Below are 15,431 nucleotides of genomic sequence, written 5' to 3' on the forward strand. Positions count from 1 at the left end.
CCTCGGCAGCTGCTGCCCAGACTAGTCATCACATCCCCCCAAGTGGGTTGATTCGTTAGAGTGTTCACAGGCTCACGGAACGGGGAACAGATGACGTCCGTGCACGGGGTGGCGCCGCCCGGTCCCGTCCTGGGGGGCGGTCCGCCGAGTCCGGTGGAGCCGCCCGCCAAGCCCATGTCCTGGGCGATGCTGTCGCGCGCGATGGCCGTACCGCTCATCCTCGGTCTGGTCTGCTTCCTGCCGGCGCTGATCGCCGCGCAGCCCGGGAGCGGGACCCGCGACACCGGCTACTGGCTCCAGCTGGTGCTGACGTGTTATTCGGGGGCGCGCCTGGCGACCATGATCCTGTCCACCCGGCGGCGGCTGCTGCAGGGCGTCTTCTGGATGTTCGTGTACATCGCGATGGGGGTGGCCCCGTTCGCCCAGGCGGTGATCGGGCAGACCCCGACTCCTCTGGTCGGGCCGCGCTCCGATCTGGTGACCGCGATCGCGCTGGTCCTGGTGGGGTGCGCGGCGTTCGACCTCGGGGCGCTCCTGGCGTCCCGGCGTCCGCTGCGCAGGCGTACGGGCGCGCGCGGGGGCGGCGGCCGGGCGACCGCGCACCCGGTCCGGCTGCGGCTGCTGGTGCTGCTGGCGTTCGCCGCGAGCGGCTACTACGTGCTCAAGCTGGGCGGGCCCGCGGTCTTCTTCTCCAGCAGGCAGGAGATCAGCGCCTCGGTCGCGGAGAGCGGGGTCGTCTCCGGCGGTTCCAATGTGGGCTCCGCGTTCCTCAAGGGGTTCGGCACGGTTCCGGCGCTGCTCGCGCTGCTCTTCTACACCCGGCGGCTGGTGACGTCGCGCCGGGCCCGTCGCGCACCGTCGACCGTACTCGCCTGGTTCGCACTGCTGATCGTGAACCTGGTGGTGAACAACCCGATCTCCAATGCCCGTTACTGGTTCCTGACGGTGCTGGTCTCGCTGCTGTTCACCGCGTTCCCGGCCAGCGCGGCGATGTACCGCTCGGTGCTGGCCATGGGCGTGATCGGGGCCCTGGTGCTGTTCCCGTACGCCGACCGGTTCCGCTACGACGACTCCGGGTACCGGCCGGTCGAGTCGTCCTCGGTCTTCGAGCCGCTGGCCACCAAGGACTACGACCAGACCGTCATGTTCGCCAACACCATCTCCTGGGTCGACACCCGGGGCCACACCTACGGCCGTCAACTGGCGGGCTCCGCGTTCTTCTTCGTGCCCCGGGCCGCCTGGAGCGGAAAGCCCGAGGACACCGGGGTCCGGGTCGGGCAGTGGATGGGGATGAACATGACCAACCTCTCGGCGCCGCTGTGGACCGAGCTGTGGGTCGACTTCGGCGCCCCGGGCATGATCGGCGGCTTCGCCCTGATCGGGTACGCGGCCGCGCGCACCGACCGCCGGTACGCGCGGGCGGTCTCCCGGGACGGCCCGGGGCCCGGCAGCGTCCTGGCCATCGCCGCGCCGCTGATCGCCGGGTACACCTTCATCCTGCTGCGCGGCCCGCTGTTGCAGGCGGCCGGGAAGCTGGCCATCGCCGCGCTGTGCCTGGCGCTGGTCACGAGCTTCAGGGACCGGAACCAACAGCGGTCGCGCTGACCGGGACCGCCTCCGATCCACGGCGACGGTTCAGCCGGGCCACCCGGGTCCAGGTGGCGATCGCCTTGCAGACGGAGCCCAGGCAGAGGCCCCAGGCCGCGCCCGGCACCCCGCCGAGCCAGTAACCGCCGGCCAGGAAGCCCACCGCGGCGAGCGAGAAGACCACCTGGATGGAGAGCGTGGTGCGCGGATCGAGCAGTCTCAGCGCCAGCAGCCCGCAGGTGCCGACGGCCATGGCCGCGTACTGGCTGCCGGTCGCGGGGAGCAGCGCCGCCGCCGTTGGCCAGGTGTCGCCCAGCAGATGGCGGCCCACGGAACCGGGCAGCAGCGCCAGGACGGTGGCCCAGCCGGCGGCGGTCGCCGCCAGTACGGCGGCCAGGGCGGCGGTGGCCCGTACGCGTAGCCGGTCGGTGGCGAGCCGTCCGAGCAGCGGGGGGCCGAAGCCGGTGGCGGAGGTGAACAGCACGTTCAGCGGGCCGAAGAGAGTGGTCGCGCCGCGCAGCGCACCGACCACGAGGGGGTTGCCGACCATGCCCAGGCCGAGCACGGAGAGCTGGCTGGTGGCGTTGCCCACCCCGAACTCGACGACGAACCGCCGGCCCAGGTGTCCGCGCCGCAGCAGTGGCGCCAGCCGCACGGGCGTCCCTGCGGTCCGCCGGTGCAGCAGGGTGACGGACAGCAGGAGTGCCGGCAGCGCGGACAGGCCCCAGACGGTGACGAGCCGGGCGGCCGAGGCGCCGTGCGGCTGCACGGTCAGCGCGCCGAGCACGCAGGCCAGCCGGAGCGTGTCCGCGCCCAGGGCCAGGTGCTGGGCCTGGAGCGTGGCGAAGGCGTAGCGGGCCGTGTCCTGTGCGAGGACGACGGGCAGGACCAGTCCCAGCGTCATCAGGGCCCGCGCGGTGTCTCCCGCGAGCACGGCGCAGACCCCGGCGAGCGCGCCGCCGAGGACGGCCGAGACGAGCAGGGTGAGCGCGACGGCGGAGCGGCAGGCGCCACGGGTCTCCTCGCCCGCGCCCCGGCGCAGCACGAGCGGCTGTCCGGTGTAGGCGCCGAAGACGCCGAGCAGCACGGTGAAGACCAGGTAGACGCCGGAGAACCGGGCGAAGTCGGAGACGGTGGAGAGCCGGGCCGCCACCACCAGCACCAGGATGTTGGTGAGCGCCGCCACCCCCTGGTCGGCGACCGAGCAGACGACCGCCGTGCGTGCCTTCATCTCTGTCCCGCGGAACTGCTGTGGTCGCTGCCGCCGCTGTGGCCGTTTCCGCCGCCGTGCCAGGTACTGCCGCCGTCCAGGGTGCGCAGGCCGAGTGTCTCCGCGGGGTCTCCGGCACGGCCGCCGGTCCGGCCGGGCCCGTCCGGGTGCGGGCGGCCGCCCTGCCCGTCGCGCCCCGGTCCCGGTGCCTGTCCTTCATGGGCGCGGCGCTTGGCCGCCTTCCGGCGTGCCCGGCGCTCGAGGCGCCCGTGACCGGGGTGCAGCAGGGTGCCGAGCACGGACCCGCCCGCGGCGCCGATGATCTCGCGGATCCGCTCCAGGTCGCTGCGGTGCACCTCGCGCGGGTCGCAGACCACCACGACGCCCTCCACCCGGTCGATGAGCGCGACGGCGTCGGCGTACGAGAGGACGGGCGGGGCGAGCACGATGACGACGGCTCCGGGCCGGCCGCCCTCCGCGAGGATCCGGCCGACGGGCGCGGAGGTCAGGGCGCGCGGCACGTTGTCCATCCGGCGGCCCGCGATCAGGGTGAAGGCCCCGGAGCCGGGCACGTCCACATTGGTGCGGCTGTCCGAGGGCCAGCCGCGCTCGTCGCGCTCTGCGGGCCGGTGGGGCCGCCCGCCCCGGTTCGCGGCGCCGAGGTCCCTGGCCAGTGACGGGGTGCGCAGATCGGCCTCGACCAGCAGGACGTCGCGCCCCATCTCCGCGAAGGCGGCAGCCAGGTTGACCGCCGCGGCGGCGGCCATGGCGTTGTCGCCGCGGGGCGCCGTGACCAGGAGGCGTCGCCGCTCGGCGAACGAGGGGTCGTAGGCGAGCCGGAAGGCGACCGCCCGGTACTCCTCCGCCAGCCTGCTCCCGCCGCGTCCGATGGCGAGCAGCCGGCCCGCCCCGGCGCGTTCCCTGGGCAGGGTGCCCAGCAGCGGGGCACCCAGTGAGCGGACGAGTTCCCTGGTGGAGCGGACCGCCGGGTCGAAGACGAGCCGTACCCAGGACAGCAGCAGGCCGAGGGCGAGTCCGACGACGCCGCCGAGTCCGAGGAGCAGGGGCAGCCCCGCGCCGGTGGGCCGCTCGGGCGCGACGGGCTTCTTGTTCAGGTAGCCGGGCGTGGTGTCGAGCGCGCGCAGCTCCGAGATCTTCTGGCTCAGTTCGGAGATGGCGACGATGATGTTGGCTCGGGCGCTGGTGACGTCGCTGCCGGCGGCGCCGGTCTCCTGCTCGGCCAGCCGGTCGCGCTGCTCCGTGAGCGGCTTCAGCTGGGCGCGGTAGCCGTCGACCATGTTGTCGATGCTGTTCTCGGTGCGCTCGCGGCGGATCTCCAGGTAGGCCTCGGCGAGCGCCTGGGCGCGCGCCCTGGCCTGTTCCGGGTCGCGGGCGGTGTAGGAGAACCTGAGCACGAGGGTGTTGGGCGGGTTGGTGACCTGGAGGCCGGTCAGCAGCTTGCCGACCTCGATCCGGTCGCCGTGCTTGACCAGCGAGCCGACGGCCACGGTACCCACGGCGTCGCTGACGGCCGTCTGTCGTTCGGAGCCGATGTTGATGCCCTTGTCGGCCGAGGCGCCCGCCGCGAACGGGTCGGAGGCGGCCGAGCGCACCGACACCTCTCCGATGGAGGTGTAGGTGTCCTCGCCGCTCAGGGCGAGCCAGCCGCCGCCGAGCAGCCCGAGGACCACGCCGCACGCGAGCAGGACGCGGTAGCGCAGGAGCTGCCTGAACTGATCCCGCAGCAGGGCGGGTTCGTCCTGGTCCTCCAGAGCGCGGATCGGCTGGGTCATCGGCGTGGTCTCCCTTGGGCGGCGTCCTGAAGGACCTCGGTGAGCAGTGCGTCGAAGCGGGCGAGACCGGCCTCCCGGCCGAGGTGCTGTGCCACGTAGCGGGGGCCGTGGGCGCCGAGTTCGTCGGCGGCGGCCGGCTGCTCGACGAGCTTGCGGACGGCCGCCAGCACCGCGGCCGGGTCCTCGGGCGCGACGAGCAGCCCGGCCCCGGAGCGCTGCACCTCCTGGGCCGTGCCCCCCTCGTCCGCCACGGAGGCGACGACGGGGCGGCCGGAGACGAGGTACGAGGTCAGCTTGGAGGGCACGCTCATGTCGAGTACGGACGCACGCTGGGTGACGGCGAGGACATCGGCGGCGGCCAGCACGTCGGTGAACTCGTCCGCCCCCGCCGCCGGCAGGAACTCGACGTTGGGCAGCCCGCGCGCACGCGCCAGCAGGGCTTCGCGCTGGTTGCCGTCGCCCATCAGCACGACGCGTATCGCGGGGGCGAGCCGGGCCGCGTCGATCAGGACCTCCAGGCCCTGCTTGAGCCCCATGTTCCCGGAGTGCAGGACCACCGGGGCGCCCTCTGGCCAGCCCAGCCGCGCCCTGGTCACGGCACGGTCGGCCGAAGGGGGCTGCACGTGGGTCCAGTTGGGGACGAGCCGGATGCGCCCCGGGTCGACGCCGTAGGCGGTGACCCGGGGGACGAAGCTCTCGTGGATGACGCCGACGAGCGCGGCGGCACGCAGCGCGTACCGCTCGGCCCGGGACGCCACCGCCGCCGCCCTGTCCCCGCCGCGGATGCCGCTCTGCGCGGCGGCGGCGCCCATCAGGTCCTGCACGACGGGTATGTAGGGGACGCGGTGGCGGCGGGCCAGCCGCGCGCCCAGGACGCCGCCCGCGAGGCTCGGCAGCTGGGAGATCACCGCGTCCGGCCGCACCGAGGGCGGGGAGACCAGACCGTGTGCGAGGACGGTTGCCTCGAAGGCGGCTCTGCGCAGGGCACTCTGACGGGGCGGTACATAGTGTCTTCGCCGGTGCACCGTCACCCCCGAACGTTCCTCCTCGGCCCGCCACACACCCCGGTACTCCGGCTCGGTCCGCCAGGACGGATAGTGCGGCATACCGGTCAGCACATGGGTCTCGGCGCCGGACGCGGCCCAGTGTTCCGCGAGTTGAGCGGCGTACGGGCCGATTCCGGTCAGCTCCGGCGCGTAGTTGGTCGAGACGACCAGCAGGCGGCGGTTCCGGAACGGCTCGTGCTGACCCGCGTACGGCAGCTGATCTGCGTCTGACATCGGACGGTCGCCTTCCCCCCGGAGCCACCGGTGTTCCCCCCAAGGAACAGCCCCAAAAGTGAGCTTATCCGTTCACGAGATGCGCAAGTGGTCTTCACAGTAAGGTCGTTGCACGATCAACACCGATACCGATATCCCACGGGACCGGACGCCATGTCCGGAAACCTTCCGGTGGGACACGGACATCGCGTTCACCGTGGGGGGAGAGAACGGATGGTGCACAGGGTCGGCTACGCGCCGGGTGTCTACGACCTGTTCCACGTGGGTCACCTCAACATCCTGCGGCATGCCCGCAGTCAGTGCGACTACCTCGTCGCGGGGGTCGTCTCGGACGAGATGGCGGCGCTCGCGAAGGGCCACAGACCGGTCATCCCGCTGCCGGAGCGGCTGGAGATCGTACGGAGCGTCCGGTACGTGGACGCCGCGTTCGTCGAGACCGTCCCCGACAAGGTGGAGACCTGGCAGCAGGTCAGGTTCGACGTCATCTTCAAGGGCGACGACTGGCGGGACACGGAGAAGGGCAGACGGCTCGAACGCGACTTCGCGGAGGTCGGCGTGGAGGTCGTCTACTTCCCGTACACCGTGCACACGTCCAGCACCCAGCTGCGCCGGGCGCTGGACTCGCTGGTCAGCCTGCCCGGAGCGCTTTCAGCTCCCTGAACCACTTGACCAGGAACGCCACCAGGAACAGCGCGTGCACGGCGGCGAGCACGGCATAGCCGATCCGGAACACCGTCTCGTCACCGAGCAGCAGGAACACCAGGCAGAACACCCCGTAGTCGGCCGGCAGCAGTGCCGCGGCCCGCAGCCGGGAGACCGCCCGCGGTGGTCCGGCGCCGCCGTCCGGCGCCGGACGGCCCGCGGCGGCCGCCTTCCCGAGCTGTTCCCGCAGCAGCCCCGCGCAGAAGGTCAGCACGGCCACGAACAGGAAGCCGAGCGGCAGCAGCAGCCAGCCGTCGGACGGCAGGGCGAAGAAGCGGTGGAACGAGATCAGTACGGCGGTGTGGACGAGGATCATCTTGGCGCAGTCGACGACGTGGTCGAGCCATTCGCCGTCGGGGCCTCCCCGGCCGGTGAGCCGGGCGAGCTGCCCGTCCGCCGAGTCCAGCGCGAACCCCACGGCGAGCCCCAGGTAGACCAGCACGGCCAGCGCCCACGTGGGCCTGGCCAACGCCACGGACGCGACGGCGGCGAAGGTGAACAGCGCGCTCACCGAAGTGACTTGATTGGGCGTCATACCCAGCCGGAACGCGCCGGCCGCGAAGATCCGCCCGGCCGGCCGGTTCACGTACCGCGAGTAGAGCGACACCCCTTTGGCCGATTTCTGCGCCCCGCGCAGTTCACGCAGCACCGTTCCCGTGCTTTCCATACGCCCCCCAGCGTGTCGCCGTTCTCCACGGCTCCGGCGGCGCGTCGACCGCACCGCCGGAGCCGCATCATGGCACGTGGAACCCGCCGTGCGGGGCGGTTCCGCGGGTTCGGGCGGAGGCGGTTCAGGCGGAGGCGGTGCGGCACTCCGGGTGGCCCCAGCCCTGGTCGTTCTTGGCGATCGTGTCCTTGGCCGCGTACGGCTTGCCGCAGTGGCAGCGCCCCGCGTACCTGGCGCGGATGGTGGCACCGGAACGGGCCGTACCGCTGGTGCTCTTCGCCGGGCTCCTCGTCGCAGTCTTCGCCGTACCGCCGGTAGTCCGGCGCCCTTCCGAGGCGCGGGCGGCCACGGGCACCGGCAGGTCCGCGGAACCCTGGGAGGTGCCTGCCGCGCGCTGCGCCACGGCCACCTCGCTGGCCGCCTGGTCGGCCAGGGCGTTCAGCGGGTCGCCGTCCACCTGGTGGGCGGGCACGTAGACGAAGTCCACGGCCCGGCCGGTCAGCAGGGCGTCGATGCGGGCCACGAGGTCGCGGTTGGCGACGGGTTTGCCGGCCGACGTCTTCCAGCCGTTGCGCTTCCAGCCCCGGAGCCACTTGGTGACGGCGTTCATCGCGTACTGCGAATCCATCCGGACCTCGAGCGCCACACCCGGGTCCACGGACTCCAGCAGCTCCTGGAGCGCGGTGAGCTCGGCGACGTTGTTGGTGGCGGTGCCCAGCGGCCCCGCCTCCCACCGGAACGGCCTGCCCTCGGCGTCGGCCACCACGTACGCCCAGGCCGCGGGCCCCGGATTCCCCTTCGATGCCCCGTCACACGCGGCGATCATGCGCTCGTTCATACCCCTGATCATGCCAGCGTCGCGGGCCCGCGAGTCCCGCCGGCGCCTCGACCCGCCCCCGAAACCCATCCCCACCTGGCATCTTCACGGTACGTAACGCTTCGGGGTGCGACGGTCCCGGAGCGCTGGTTCTCTGAGGGAGCCCGCTCTTCCCTACCGCCCAAGGAGCGACGATGAGCGTTGCAGGAGAAACCGGCCGAGCCGACCAGATGCGTGAGAAGGCCAGGCACATGACCGAGGCCGCGGAGCGCACCAACGACCCGGAGCAGCGCCGTCGGCTGCAGGAGAAGGCCCGGAAGCTCCAGGAGCAGAGCGAGCGGCCGGCCGGCCGGGGCGGCAGCGACCTCCCCGTGTAGCAGCGCCTCACGTGTTCCGCCGGTGGACTGTCACTCTTCCATGAGTGGGTGACGGTCCACCGAGCCCTTTCCGGAGCGTTTCCGGACGGGCCGTTTCCGGACGGGCCGTTTCCGGACGGCGTCCGATCAGCACTCCCTACGATGGTTCCTCGGCGGGGGCCATCGGGTCCTCGCACGGGAGTACAGGGGCATCCAATTCATGAGCCGTCATCCGGTCACCGTGGTCACCGGCGGCAGCCGCGGGATCGGCGCGGCCGTCTGTCTGCGTCTGGCGGCCGACGGCCACCACATCGCGCTGGGCCACCGCTCCGACGTGGCAGCCGCCGAGGCCGTGGCCGAATCCGTACGCAGGACGGGCCGGCGCTGCGTCACGGTACGGATGGACACGACCGACGAATCCGGTGTCGACCAGCTCTTCGAGGCGGCGGCCGACGGGCTCGGCCCCGTCACCGGACTGGTCAACAACGCGGGCGTCGGCGGCCCGACGGGCCCGCTCGCGGACGCGGAGCCGGCCGGGCTCCGGCGCGCCCTGGACGTCAACGTCATCGGGTACCTGCTCTGCGCCCGGCGGGCCGTGCGCGACATGAGCCGCACCGGGGGCGGGGCCATCGTGAACATGTCCTCGGCTGCCGCCACCCTCGGCAGCCCCGGCGAGTACGTCCACTACGCCGCCGCCAAGGCCGCGGTGGACACGATGACCGTCGGACTGTCCAAGGAGGTCGCCTCGGCCGGCATCCGGGTCAACGCGGTGTCGCCCGGCATCATCCGCACCGAGTTCCACGAGGACCCCGAGCGCCCCGACAAGGCCGCGGCCGGCATCCCGCTGGGCCGGCCCGGCCGCCCGGACGAGGTCTCCGGAGCCGTCGCCTGGCTGCTCTCGGACGATGCCTCGTACACCACAGGGGCGATCCTGCGGGTGGCGGGCGGACGCTGACGTCCGGCGGTACGGTGCGGCGGTGACCGGATCCGGCGGGCTTCCGCTGCTCTTCCTCGACGTCGACGGCCCGCTCCTGCCGTTCGGCCCCGCGACCGGGCCGGGCGGCGTCCACCCGACGTATCCGGCCGGCCCGTTTCCGCCCGGGCCCCGGGCGCACCCGCTGCTCGCCAGGATCGATCCGGGGCTCGGGCCCCGGCTGGCCGGGCTCGGCTGCGAGCTGGTGTGGGCGACGACGTGGGAACACGAGGCGAACGAGATCGTCGCGCCACGGCTCGGGCTGCCGCCGCTCCCGGTGGTGCTGTGGCCGGAGCCGTCGGCGCAGGACGAGCGGGACGCGCGGGCGGGTCTGCACTGGAAGACCTGCACACTCGTCGGCCGGGCCGCCGGGCGGGCCTTCGCGTGGGTCGACGACGAGATCGGTGCGGCGGACCGGAGATGGGTGGCCGCACACCACGACGGGCGGTTCCTGCTCCACCGCGTCGATCCCGGGCGCGGTCTCGCCGAAACCGATTTCCGGCAGCTCGACGCGTGGCTGCGCACGGTGTGAGGCTGCAGCGGTCGGCCCCGGTCCGGGTCACACCGGGGCGGCGCCGCGCACCAGGAGCAGTGCCACGTCGGCCGCCGCCACGACCACGGCGGCGGCGAGTGCGGCCTCGCGCCAGTGCCGGCCGAGCACCAGTCCGGCCGGCGCGACCGGCGCGGCCACCGCCAGGGTCACCGCTCCCCACAGACCCGGCGGTCCGGCCGGACCGAACGCCAGGACCGCGGAGGCCGCCACCAGCGGCACCGGCAGCAGCAGCCGGGTGCCGGCGGCACCCAGCCGGTGGGGCAGTCCGCACACCCCGTTGCGCAGGTCGTCGTCGATGTCGGGGAGCACATCGCCCAGATGCGCGGCCAGGCCCAGCAGCGCACCGGCCGTGACGGCCCACCAGGCCGGGCCCGGACTGCCGGGCAGGGTCAGGGCGGCCACCGCGGGCAGGGCGGCGAACCCGATCACGTACGGCAGCCAGGACAGGACCGTCGCCTTCAGTCCCAGGTTGTACGCCCAGGCCGCCGCCACCGCGGCCAGGTGCACGGTTCCGGCGAGCGGCCCGCAGGCCAGCGAGAGCGGAACGCACAGCAGCGCGGCGACGAACGCCGCCGTCCACACCGCCCGGCGGCTCACGGACCCGTCGGCCACCGGCTTGCCGCGACGGCCGGACGCGGCGTCCCGCCGCGCGTCGAACGCGTCGTTGCACCAGCCCACCGAGAGCTGACCGCTCAGCACCGCTGCGACGAGGAGGGCGCGGCGGACCCCGTCGAGGCCTACGCCGACGCCGAGCGCGCCGGCCAGCACACTCACCGCGACCACCGGACCCGGGTGGCAGGAGCGGGCGAGTGCCGTCGTACGGCGCGGCGGCCAGCCGGTCGCGGCGTACACGCGCGGCGGGTCTGGGGTACCCATCCGGTGATCGTAGGTACTCCGCGCCGGAGGGACATGACAGCCACACGGGCCGTTTGCGATGATTCGCCTGCCATGAACGGGTTGTTTGCGGCGTTTTGTCCACCAAGTGGGGCAGGGTTGCGCCATGACGTCTCCGCACCAGGACCCGGGATGACCCGGATCGCCGCCGTTCACGGCACCCCGGCTCCGTACCGCCACACCCAGCGCGAGGTCACCGACATGGTGGCCCGCACCTGTCTGCCGCCCGGGGCCGACCGGCGGGTGCTGGACCGGCTGCACGAGAACGCCCGGGTGCGCACCCGGAACATGGTGCTGCCCCTGGAGCGGTACGCGGAGCTGGACGGTTTCGGCGACGCCAACGACGTGTTCATCGGCGCGGCCGTGGACATGGGCGCCGACGCGCTGCGCGGGGCGCTGCGGACAGCCGGGCTGCGGCCCGGTGATGTGGACCTCCTGATGTTCACGTCCGTCACCGGGGTGGCCGCCCCCTCTGTCGATGCCCGGCTGGTGGGACGGCTCGGTCTGCGCCCCGATGTGAAGCGGCTCCCGGTATTCGGGCTCGGCTGCGTGGCCGGGGCCGCCGGGGTGGCCCGGCTGCACGACTACCTGCTCGGCCACCCCGACGACGTGGCGGTGCTCCTCTCGGTGGAGCTGTGCTCCCTGACGTTCCAGCGCCACGACGCGTCGACCGCCAACCTGGTGGCGACCGCGCTGTTCGGTGACGGGGCGGCCGCCGTGGTGGCCCTCGGCGCGGGCCGGGCGTCCGGGACCGGGCCACAGGTGGTGGCGACCCGCAGCCGCATGTATCCGGACACCGAGCACGTGATGGGCTGGGACATCCGCAGCTCCGGCTTCAAGGTGCTGCTCGATCCGGCCGTCCCCGACGTCGTGCGCCGGTATCTCGCCGACGATGTGGGCGACTTCCTGGCGGAGCACGGGCTCAAGCCGAAGGACGTGGCGCACTGGGTGTGCCACCCGGGCGGCCCGAAGGTCCTGGAGGCCGTATCCGAGGTCCTCTCGCTCCCCGACGGCGCTCTCGACGTCACCTGGCGCTCGCTGGCCGAGGTGGGGAACCTGTCGTCCTCCTCGGTGCTCCACGTGTTGCGGGACACCCTGGAACAGCGGCGGCCGGAGCCGGGGTCGCCGGGGCTGCTGGTGGCGATGGGACCGGGATTCTGCTGCGAACTGGTGCTGCTGCGCTGGTAGGTCGGAGGACACATGATCTGGTATACGGCGCTGGTGCTGGCCGTGGCGGGCGAACGGCTCGCCGAACTCGTCGTCGCGCTCCGCAACACCCGCTGGGCGCTGGCCCGCGGCGGTGTCGAGACCGGTCGCGCCCACTACCCGGCGATGGTCGCGCTGCACACGGCCCTGCTGCTGGGCTGTCTCCTGGAAGTCCGGCTGGCGGACCGGCCGTTCGTGCCGCTGCTGGGCTGGGCGATGGTGGCCGTGGTGGCGGCCGCACAGGGCCTGCGCTGGTGGTGCATCCGTACGCTCGGCCACCGGTGGAACACCCGCGTGATCGTCGTTCCGGGACTGCCGCTGGTGACCGGCGGGCCGTACCGGCTGCTGCGCCACCCGAACTACGCCGCCGTCGCCGCCGAGGGGCTCGCGCTGCCGCTCGTCCACGGGGCGTGGCTGACCGCGGCGCTCTTCACCGTGCTCAACGTGGCGCTCATGGCCGTGCGGGTCCGGTGCGAGGAGGCGGCCCTGACCGCGGCGCCCGCGGACGTGACGGCGTGATCGACCTGCTGGTGGCGGGCGGCGGTCCGGCCGGTCTGGCGGCGGCGATCCGGGCGGCCCGGCTGGGCCTGGAGACGGTCGTGGTCGAACCCCGCGCATCCCCCATCGACAAGGCCTGCGGCGAGGGCATCATGCCCAGCGGGGTCGCCGCCCTGCGCGCCCTCGGCGTCGAGGTGTCCGGGCACCGGCTGCGCGGCATCCGGTACCTGGAGGGGGCGCGCAGCGCGGAGGCGGTGTTCCGGGGACGGACGGGGCTCGGCGTGCGGCGGACCGAGCTGCACACCGCCCTGCACGCCCGCGCGGTGGAGCTCGGCGTCCGGATCGTGCCGGGCAAGCTCGCCGGCGTGACGCAGAGCGATGACCGGGTCAGCGCGGGCGGACTGACGGCCCGTTGGCTGGTCGCGGCCGACGGGCTGCACTCGCCGCTCCGCCGCGAACTGGGCCTGGACGGACCTGGCGCGGCGGTACGCCGGTACGGGCAGCGCCGGCACTACCGGATCGCCCCGTGGACGGAGTTCGTGGAGGTCCACTGGTCCCGGCGCGGGGAGGCGTACGTGACGCCGCTCGGGGACGGTCTGGTGGGGGTGGCCGTACTCAGCCGGGAACGGCGCTCCTACGACGAGCATCTGACGGCGTTCCCCCGGCTGGCCGCCGCGCTGTCCGGCCGGGACGCGGGGCCCGTGCGCGGCGCCGGACCGCTGCGCCGGCGGGCGTTGGACCGGCGGGCCGGCCGGGTCCTGCTGGTCGGCGACGCCGCGGGCTATGTGGACGCGCTGACCGGGGAGGGGGTGGCGCTGGCCCTGGCGACGGCCGGGGCCGCGGTGGACTCACTGGCCGCCGGCCGGCCGCAGGACTACCCGGCCCGGTGGCGAGGCCTGACCAGACGTCACCGTGTGCTCACCGAAGCCTTGTTGGCGATGGCGCGGCATCCGGCGACCGCCCGCCTGATCGTCCCGGCCGCATACCGCGCACCAGCCGTCTTCGGCGCGGCCGTGCACGCATTGCAGTAATCAACGGCGGGCGCGAATACTGTCGTGACGGGGGCCGGTGACATGGCCCGGGAGAGAGTGGACCGTAATGGATTCAGGTCAACAGCCCACTGCCGCTGCCTCACTGTTCGACGCCATCGGCGCCGAGTACGAGCAGGCGTTCGCCGGATCGGCCGCGCACCGAGCCTCGCTGGCACTGCTGCTGGAGCGCCTGGCACCGCACAGCCGGGTACTGGACGTCGGCAGCGGCACCGGGCGGCCGACCGCGCAGACCCTGACCGACGTGGGCCATGAGGTGCTCGGTGTCGATGTCTCGCCGGTCATGGTGGACATCGCGTCCCGGCAGGTGCCCCGGGCCGTGTTCCGCTGTGCCGATATCCGCGAGCTGCCTCTGGAGGACGGGAGTTTCGACGCCGCGTGTGTGTACTTCTCCCTCCTTCAGATGTCGCGCGCCGAGCAGTCGGCGGTGCTGGTCGGGCTCGGGCAGGCGTTGCGGGCCGGCGGCCATCTGGCCGTCGCGACGGTCCCGTTGGACCTGGAGAACGTGAGTGGCGAGTTCATGGGGCGGCCGGCGCGGGTGACCAGCTTCGGGCCCGAGGCATTCACGGCGCTGGTGACCGGGGCCGGATTCACCGTCCTGTCGGAGAGCAGCAGCGTGTTCACGCCGGCCCATCCCGCGGCAGCGCCCGAACCCCACCTGTTCCTGCTCGCCCGGCGGAACTGACGGCGCTGCCTGAGCTGCCTGAGCTGCCTGAGCTGCCTGAGCTGCCTGAGCGAGCCTTGATCATCGTCGAGCTTGCTGATTGAGTGGGTCGGCATGACTGATGACCGACTCCTGACCTGGCCGACCGCCCCGATAAAGACCTCGCGGCTCGTGCTGCGCCAGTCCGAGGCCCGGGACCGTGCGGTGACCATCGAGCTGAACGCCTCGCCGGAGGTGACCACGTACCTCGGTGGCCCCCAGTCGCGCGAGGAGCTCGAACGCACGGTGCCCGAAATACCCGGACAGCGCCCCGGCTTCTTCGCCGTCGAGCTCGACGGGGCGGCGATCGGCACGATCCAGCTCGATCCGCACACGGAGCGTCCGGGGCACATCCGCCCGGACATCGGGAGGACCGAGCTCGGCTACCTGTTCCTGCCGCAGGCCTGGGGGCACGGGTACGCCGCGGAGGCGTGCGCGGCAGCCCTCGCCTGGCTGGCCGGCGAACTCCCCGGCGAAGCGGTGGTGCTCCTCACCCAGACCGCCAACAAGCCCTCGATGCGCCTCGCGGCAAAGCTGGGATTCACCGAGGTGGAGCGATATCAGGCCTTCGGCGCGGAGCAGTGGTTCGGCGTCCGGTCCCCGGCACGATGACTGGGTGCGCCTGGGCCGTTCACCCTCTCGCCCTGGTCCAGGCCTCGCTGTTGAGGAAGTAGGTGTCGTACAGCTCCTGAACCTCGAGCAGGCTCTCCGGCGGCACCTTTCCGTAGGCGATGCGCTCCAGATGGCGGAAGTACTCGAAGCGTTCGACGCCCGGGGTGATGACGATGAGGATGTCGGCGTCCTCTCCGGGTGCGGCTGCGAAAGCGTGCGCGAGACCGGGCGGGACGATGACGAGGTCGCCCCGTTCCGCGGTCACGAGCTGTTCACCCGAGAGCAGTTGGGCCGTGCCGTCCAGTACGTAGAACAGCTCGGCCGACCGCGAGTGATGGTGCGGCTTCGCGCCGTCCGCGCCGTTGGTCAGACTGACCCGCTGGGTGGACAGCGCTCCGCCGGTCGAACTGCTGTCGGCCAGCAGCCTGATGGTGGTGGGTGCCCGGCCGATCACTTCTGCGTCGGCGGAGCGGACGACAACGGACTCGTCGAAGTCCGGCACGATCAGCGACATCTGTGGCTCCAATCGGG

General features: G+C 73.0%; 17 protein-coding genes. 10 read left to right on the forward strand and 7 right to left on the reverse strand.

The features are described 5' to 3' along the window. Positions 1 to 90 precede the first annotated feature (90 nt). On the forward strand, positions 91 to 1,605 hold the full coding sequence (locus tag OG892_RS02380) for a hypothetical protein (RefSeq protein ID WP_371628326.1): 1,515 nt from the start codon (positions 91 to 93) through the stop codon (positions 1,603 to 1,605). Here the strand turns inward: OG892_RS02380 and OG892_RS02385 are convergent. From OG892_RS02385 to OG892_RS02395, 3 genes are read right to left on the reverse strand one after another with little or no spacing between them, the layout of a single operon-like run. Beyond that, positions 1,574 to 2,818, reverse strand: coding sequence for a hypothetical protein (locus tag OG892_RS02385; RefSeq protein ID WP_073738039.1), 1,245 nt, complete (start codon positions 2,816 to 2,818; stop codon positions 1,574 to 1,576). The genes OG892_RS02380 and OG892_RS02385 overlap by 32 nt on opposite strands. Then, positions 2,815 to 4,590 (reverse strand): lipopolysaccharide biosynthesis protein, encoded by a 1,776-nt coding sequence (locus OG892_RS02390; protein ID WP_371628327.1) that lies wholly within the window; start codon positions 4,588 to 4,590, stop codon positions 2,815 to 2,817. Before OG892_RS02390 ends, OG892_RS02385 begins: the two co-directional genes overlap by 4 nt. After that, a complete protein-coding gene (locus OG892_RS02395) occupies positions 4,587 to 5,870 on the reverse strand; it encodes a glycosyltransferase (protein ID WP_073738041.1) in 1,284 nt (427 codons plus the stop codon). The genes OG892_RS02390 and OG892_RS02395 overlap by 4 nt, the downstream gene beginning before the upstream one ends. A 213-nt stretch (positions 5,871 to 6,083) precedes the next feature. Here OG892_RS02395 and OG892_RS02400 point away from each other — a divergent pair, with 213 nt between their 5' ends. Continuing rightward, entirely contained in the window at positions 6,084 to 6,530 is a 447-nt protein-coding gene (locus OG892_RS02400; RefSeq protein ID WP_073738042.1) for an adenylyltransferase/cytidyltransferase family protein, read from the forward strand. Here the strand turns inward: OG892_RS02400 and OG892_RS02405 are convergent. Both OG892_RS02405 and OG892_RS02410 read right to left on the reverse strand, forming a co-directional pair. Beyond that, positions 6,499 to 7,239: a CDP-alcohol phosphatidyltransferase family protein gene (locus tag OG892_RS02405; protein WP_328868071.1), complete on the reverse strand. Its 741-nt coding sequence runs from the start codon at positions 7,237 to 7,239 to the stop codon at positions 6,499 to 6,501. The two genes, OG892_RS02400 and OG892_RS02405, sit on opposite strands and share 32 nt — an antisense overlap. A gap of 124 nt (positions 7,240 to 7,363) precedes the next feature. Continuing rightward, positions 7,364 to 8,077, reverse strand: coding sequence for a ribonuclease H (locus OG892_RS02410; RefSeq protein ID WP_073738044.1), 714 nt, complete (start codon positions 8,075 to 8,077; stop codon positions 7,364 to 7,366). A gap of 173 nt (positions 8,078 to 8,250) precedes the next feature. Here OG892_RS02410 and OG892_RS02415 point away from each other — a divergent pair, with 173 nt between their 5' ends. The 3 genes from OG892_RS02415 (at position 8,251) to OG892_RS02425 (ending at position 9,917) form a co-directional block, all read left to right on the forward strand. Beyond that, a complete protein-coding gene (locus tag OG892_RS02415) occupies positions 8,251 to 8,433 on the forward strand; it encodes a DUF6381 family protein (RefSeq protein ID WP_328697839.1) in 183 nt (60 codons plus the stop codon). A 199-nt stretch (positions 8,434 to 8,632) separates the two neighbouring features. Next, on the forward strand, positions 8,633 to 9,367 hold the full coding sequence (locus OG892_RS02420) for an SDR family NAD(P)-dependent oxidoreductase (RefSeq protein WP_371628328.1): 735 nt from the start codon (positions 8,633 to 8,635) through the stop codon (positions 9,365 to 9,367). Between the two features lie 22 nt (positions 9,368 to 9,389). Further along, positions 9,390 to 9,917 (forward strand): HAD domain-containing protein, encoded by a 528-nt coding sequence (locus OG892_RS02425; protein WP_371628329.1) that lies wholly within the window; start codon positions 9,390 to 9,392, stop codon positions 9,915 to 9,917. A gap of 27 nt (positions 9,918 to 9,944) precedes the next feature. On the opposite strand, the gene OG892_RS02430 is transcribed toward OG892_RS02425, so the two are convergent. Then, complete coding sequence (locus tag OG892_RS02430) at positions 9,945 to 10,814, reverse strand: UbiA family prenyltransferase (RefSeq protein WP_073738048.1); 870 nt, start codon at positions 10,812 to 10,814, stop codon at positions 9,945 to 9,947. Between the two features lie 150 nt (positions 10,815 to 10,964). Here OG892_RS02430 and OG892_RS02435 point away from each other — a divergent pair, with 150 nt between their 5' ends. The 5 genes from OG892_RS02435 to OG892_RS02455 all read left to right on the forward strand — a co-directional run bounded on the left by OG892_RS02435 (position 10,965) and on the right by OG892_RS02455 (position 14,900). Continuing rightward, on the forward strand, positions 10,965 to 12,020 hold the full coding sequence (locus tag OG892_RS02435; RefSeq protein WP_371628330.1) for a type III polyketide synthase: 1,056 nt from the start codon (positions 10,965 to 10,967) through the stop codon (positions 12,018 to 12,020). A 12-nt stretch (positions 12,021 to 12,032) separates the two neighbouring features. Further along, a complete protein-coding gene (locus OG892_RS02440) occupies positions 12,033 to 12,557 on the forward strand; it encodes an isoprenylcysteine carboxyl methyltransferase family protein (protein WP_371628331.1) in 525 nt (174 codons plus the stop codon). Next, on the forward strand, positions 12,554 to 13,567 hold the full coding sequence (locus tag OG892_RS02445) for an NAD(P)/FAD-dependent oxidoreductase (protein ID WP_371628332.1): 1,014 nt from the start codon (positions 12,554 to 12,556) through the stop codon (positions 13,565 to 13,567). Before OG892_RS02440 ends, OG892_RS02445 begins: the two co-directional genes overlap by 4 nt. Before the next feature lie 67 nt (positions 13,568 to 13,634). Further along, positions 13,635 to 14,270, forward strand: a complete 636-nt coding sequence (locus OG892_RS02450) for a class I SAM-dependent methyltransferase (protein ID WP_371628333.1) — start codon at positions 13,635 to 13,637, stop codon at positions 14,268 to 14,270. Positions 14,271 to 14,363: 93 nt separating this feature from the next. Further along, positions 14,364 to 14,900, forward strand: coding sequence for a GNAT family N-acetyltransferase (locus tag OG892_RS02455; protein ID WP_371628334.1), 537 nt, complete (start codon positions 14,364 to 14,366; stop codon positions 14,898 to 14,900). Positions 14,901 to 14,919: 19 nt separating this feature from the next. On the opposite strand, the gene OG892_RS02460 is transcribed toward OG892_RS02455, so the two are convergent. Continuing rightward, the gene (locus OG892_RS02460; protein WP_328868062.1) at positions 14,920 to 15,414 is read right to left on the reverse strand and encodes a cupin domain-containing protein; all 495 of its coding nucleotides are present in this window, start codon (positions 15,412 to 15,414) and stop codon (positions 14,920 to 14,922) included. Between the last annotated feature and the right edge of the window lie 17 nt (positions 15,415 to 15,431).

The organism is Streptomyces sp. NBC_00341, from assembly GCF_041435055.1.
Taxonomy (GTDB): domain Bacteria; phylum Actinomycetota; class Actinomycetes; order Streptomycetales; family Streptomycetaceae; genus Streptomyces.

Bases quoted from the DNA above. Each gene is read 5' to 3' on its own strand.
- OG892_RS02380 (WP_371628326.1), top strand. From the start codon at position 91: ATGACGTCCGTGCACGGGGTGGCGCCGCCCGGTCCCGTCCTGGGGGGC.
- OG892_RS02385 (WP_073738039.1), bottom strand. From the start codon at position 2,818: ATGAAGGCACGCACGGCGGTCGTCTGCTCGGTCGCCGACCAGGGGGTG.
- OG892_RS02390 (WP_371628327.1), bottom strand. From the start codon at position 4,590: ATGACCCAGCCGATCCGCGCTCTGGAGGACCAGGACGAACCCGCCCTG.
- OG892_RS02395 (WP_073738041.1), bottom strand. From the start codon at position 5,870: ATGTCAGACGCAGATCAGCTGCCGTACGCGGGTCAGCACGAGCCGTTC.
- OG892_RS02400 (WP_073738042.1), top strand. From the start codon at position 6,084: ATGGTGCACAGGGTCGGCTACGCGCCGGGTGTCTACGACCTGTTCCAC.
- OG892_RS02405 (WP_328868071.1), bottom strand. From the start codon at position 7,239: ATGGAAAGCACGGGAACGGTGCTGCGTGAACTGCGCGGGGCGCAGAAA.
- OG892_RS02410 (WP_073738044.1), bottom strand. From the start codon at position 8,077: ATGAACGAGCGCATGATCGCCGCGTGTGACGGGGCATCGAAGGGGAAT.
- OG892_RS02415 (WP_328697839.1), top strand. From the start codon at position 8,251: ATGAGCGTTGCAGGAGAAACCGGCCGAGCCGACCAGATGCGTGAGAAG.
- OG892_RS02420 (WP_371628328.1), top strand. From the start codon at position 8,633: ATGAGCCGTCATCCGGTCACCGTGGTCACCGGCGGCAGCCGCGGGATC.
- OG892_RS02430 (WP_073738048.1), bottom strand. From the start codon at position 10,814: ATGGGTACCCCAGACCCGCCGCGCGTGTACGCCGCGACCGGCTGGCCG.
- OG892_RS02435 (WP_371628330.1), top strand. From the start codon at position 10,965: ATGACCCGGATCGCCGCCGTTCACGGCACCCCGGCTCCGTACCGCCAC.
- OG892_RS02440 (WP_371628331.1), top strand. From the start codon at position 12,033: ATGATCTGGTATACGGCGCTGGTGCTGGCCGTGGCGGGCGAACGGCTC.
- OG892_RS02450 (WP_371628333.1), top strand. From the start codon at position 13,635: ATGGATTCAGGTCAACAGCCCACTGCCGCTGCCTCACTGTTCGACGCC.
- OG892_RS02455 (WP_371628334.1), top strand. From the start codon at position 14,364: ATGACTGATGACCGACTCCTGACCTGGCCGACCGCCCCGATAAAGACC.
- OG892_RS02460 (WP_328868062.1), bottom strand. From the start codon at position 15,414: ATGTCGCTGATCGTGCCGGACTTCGACGAGTCCGTTGTCGTCCGCTCC.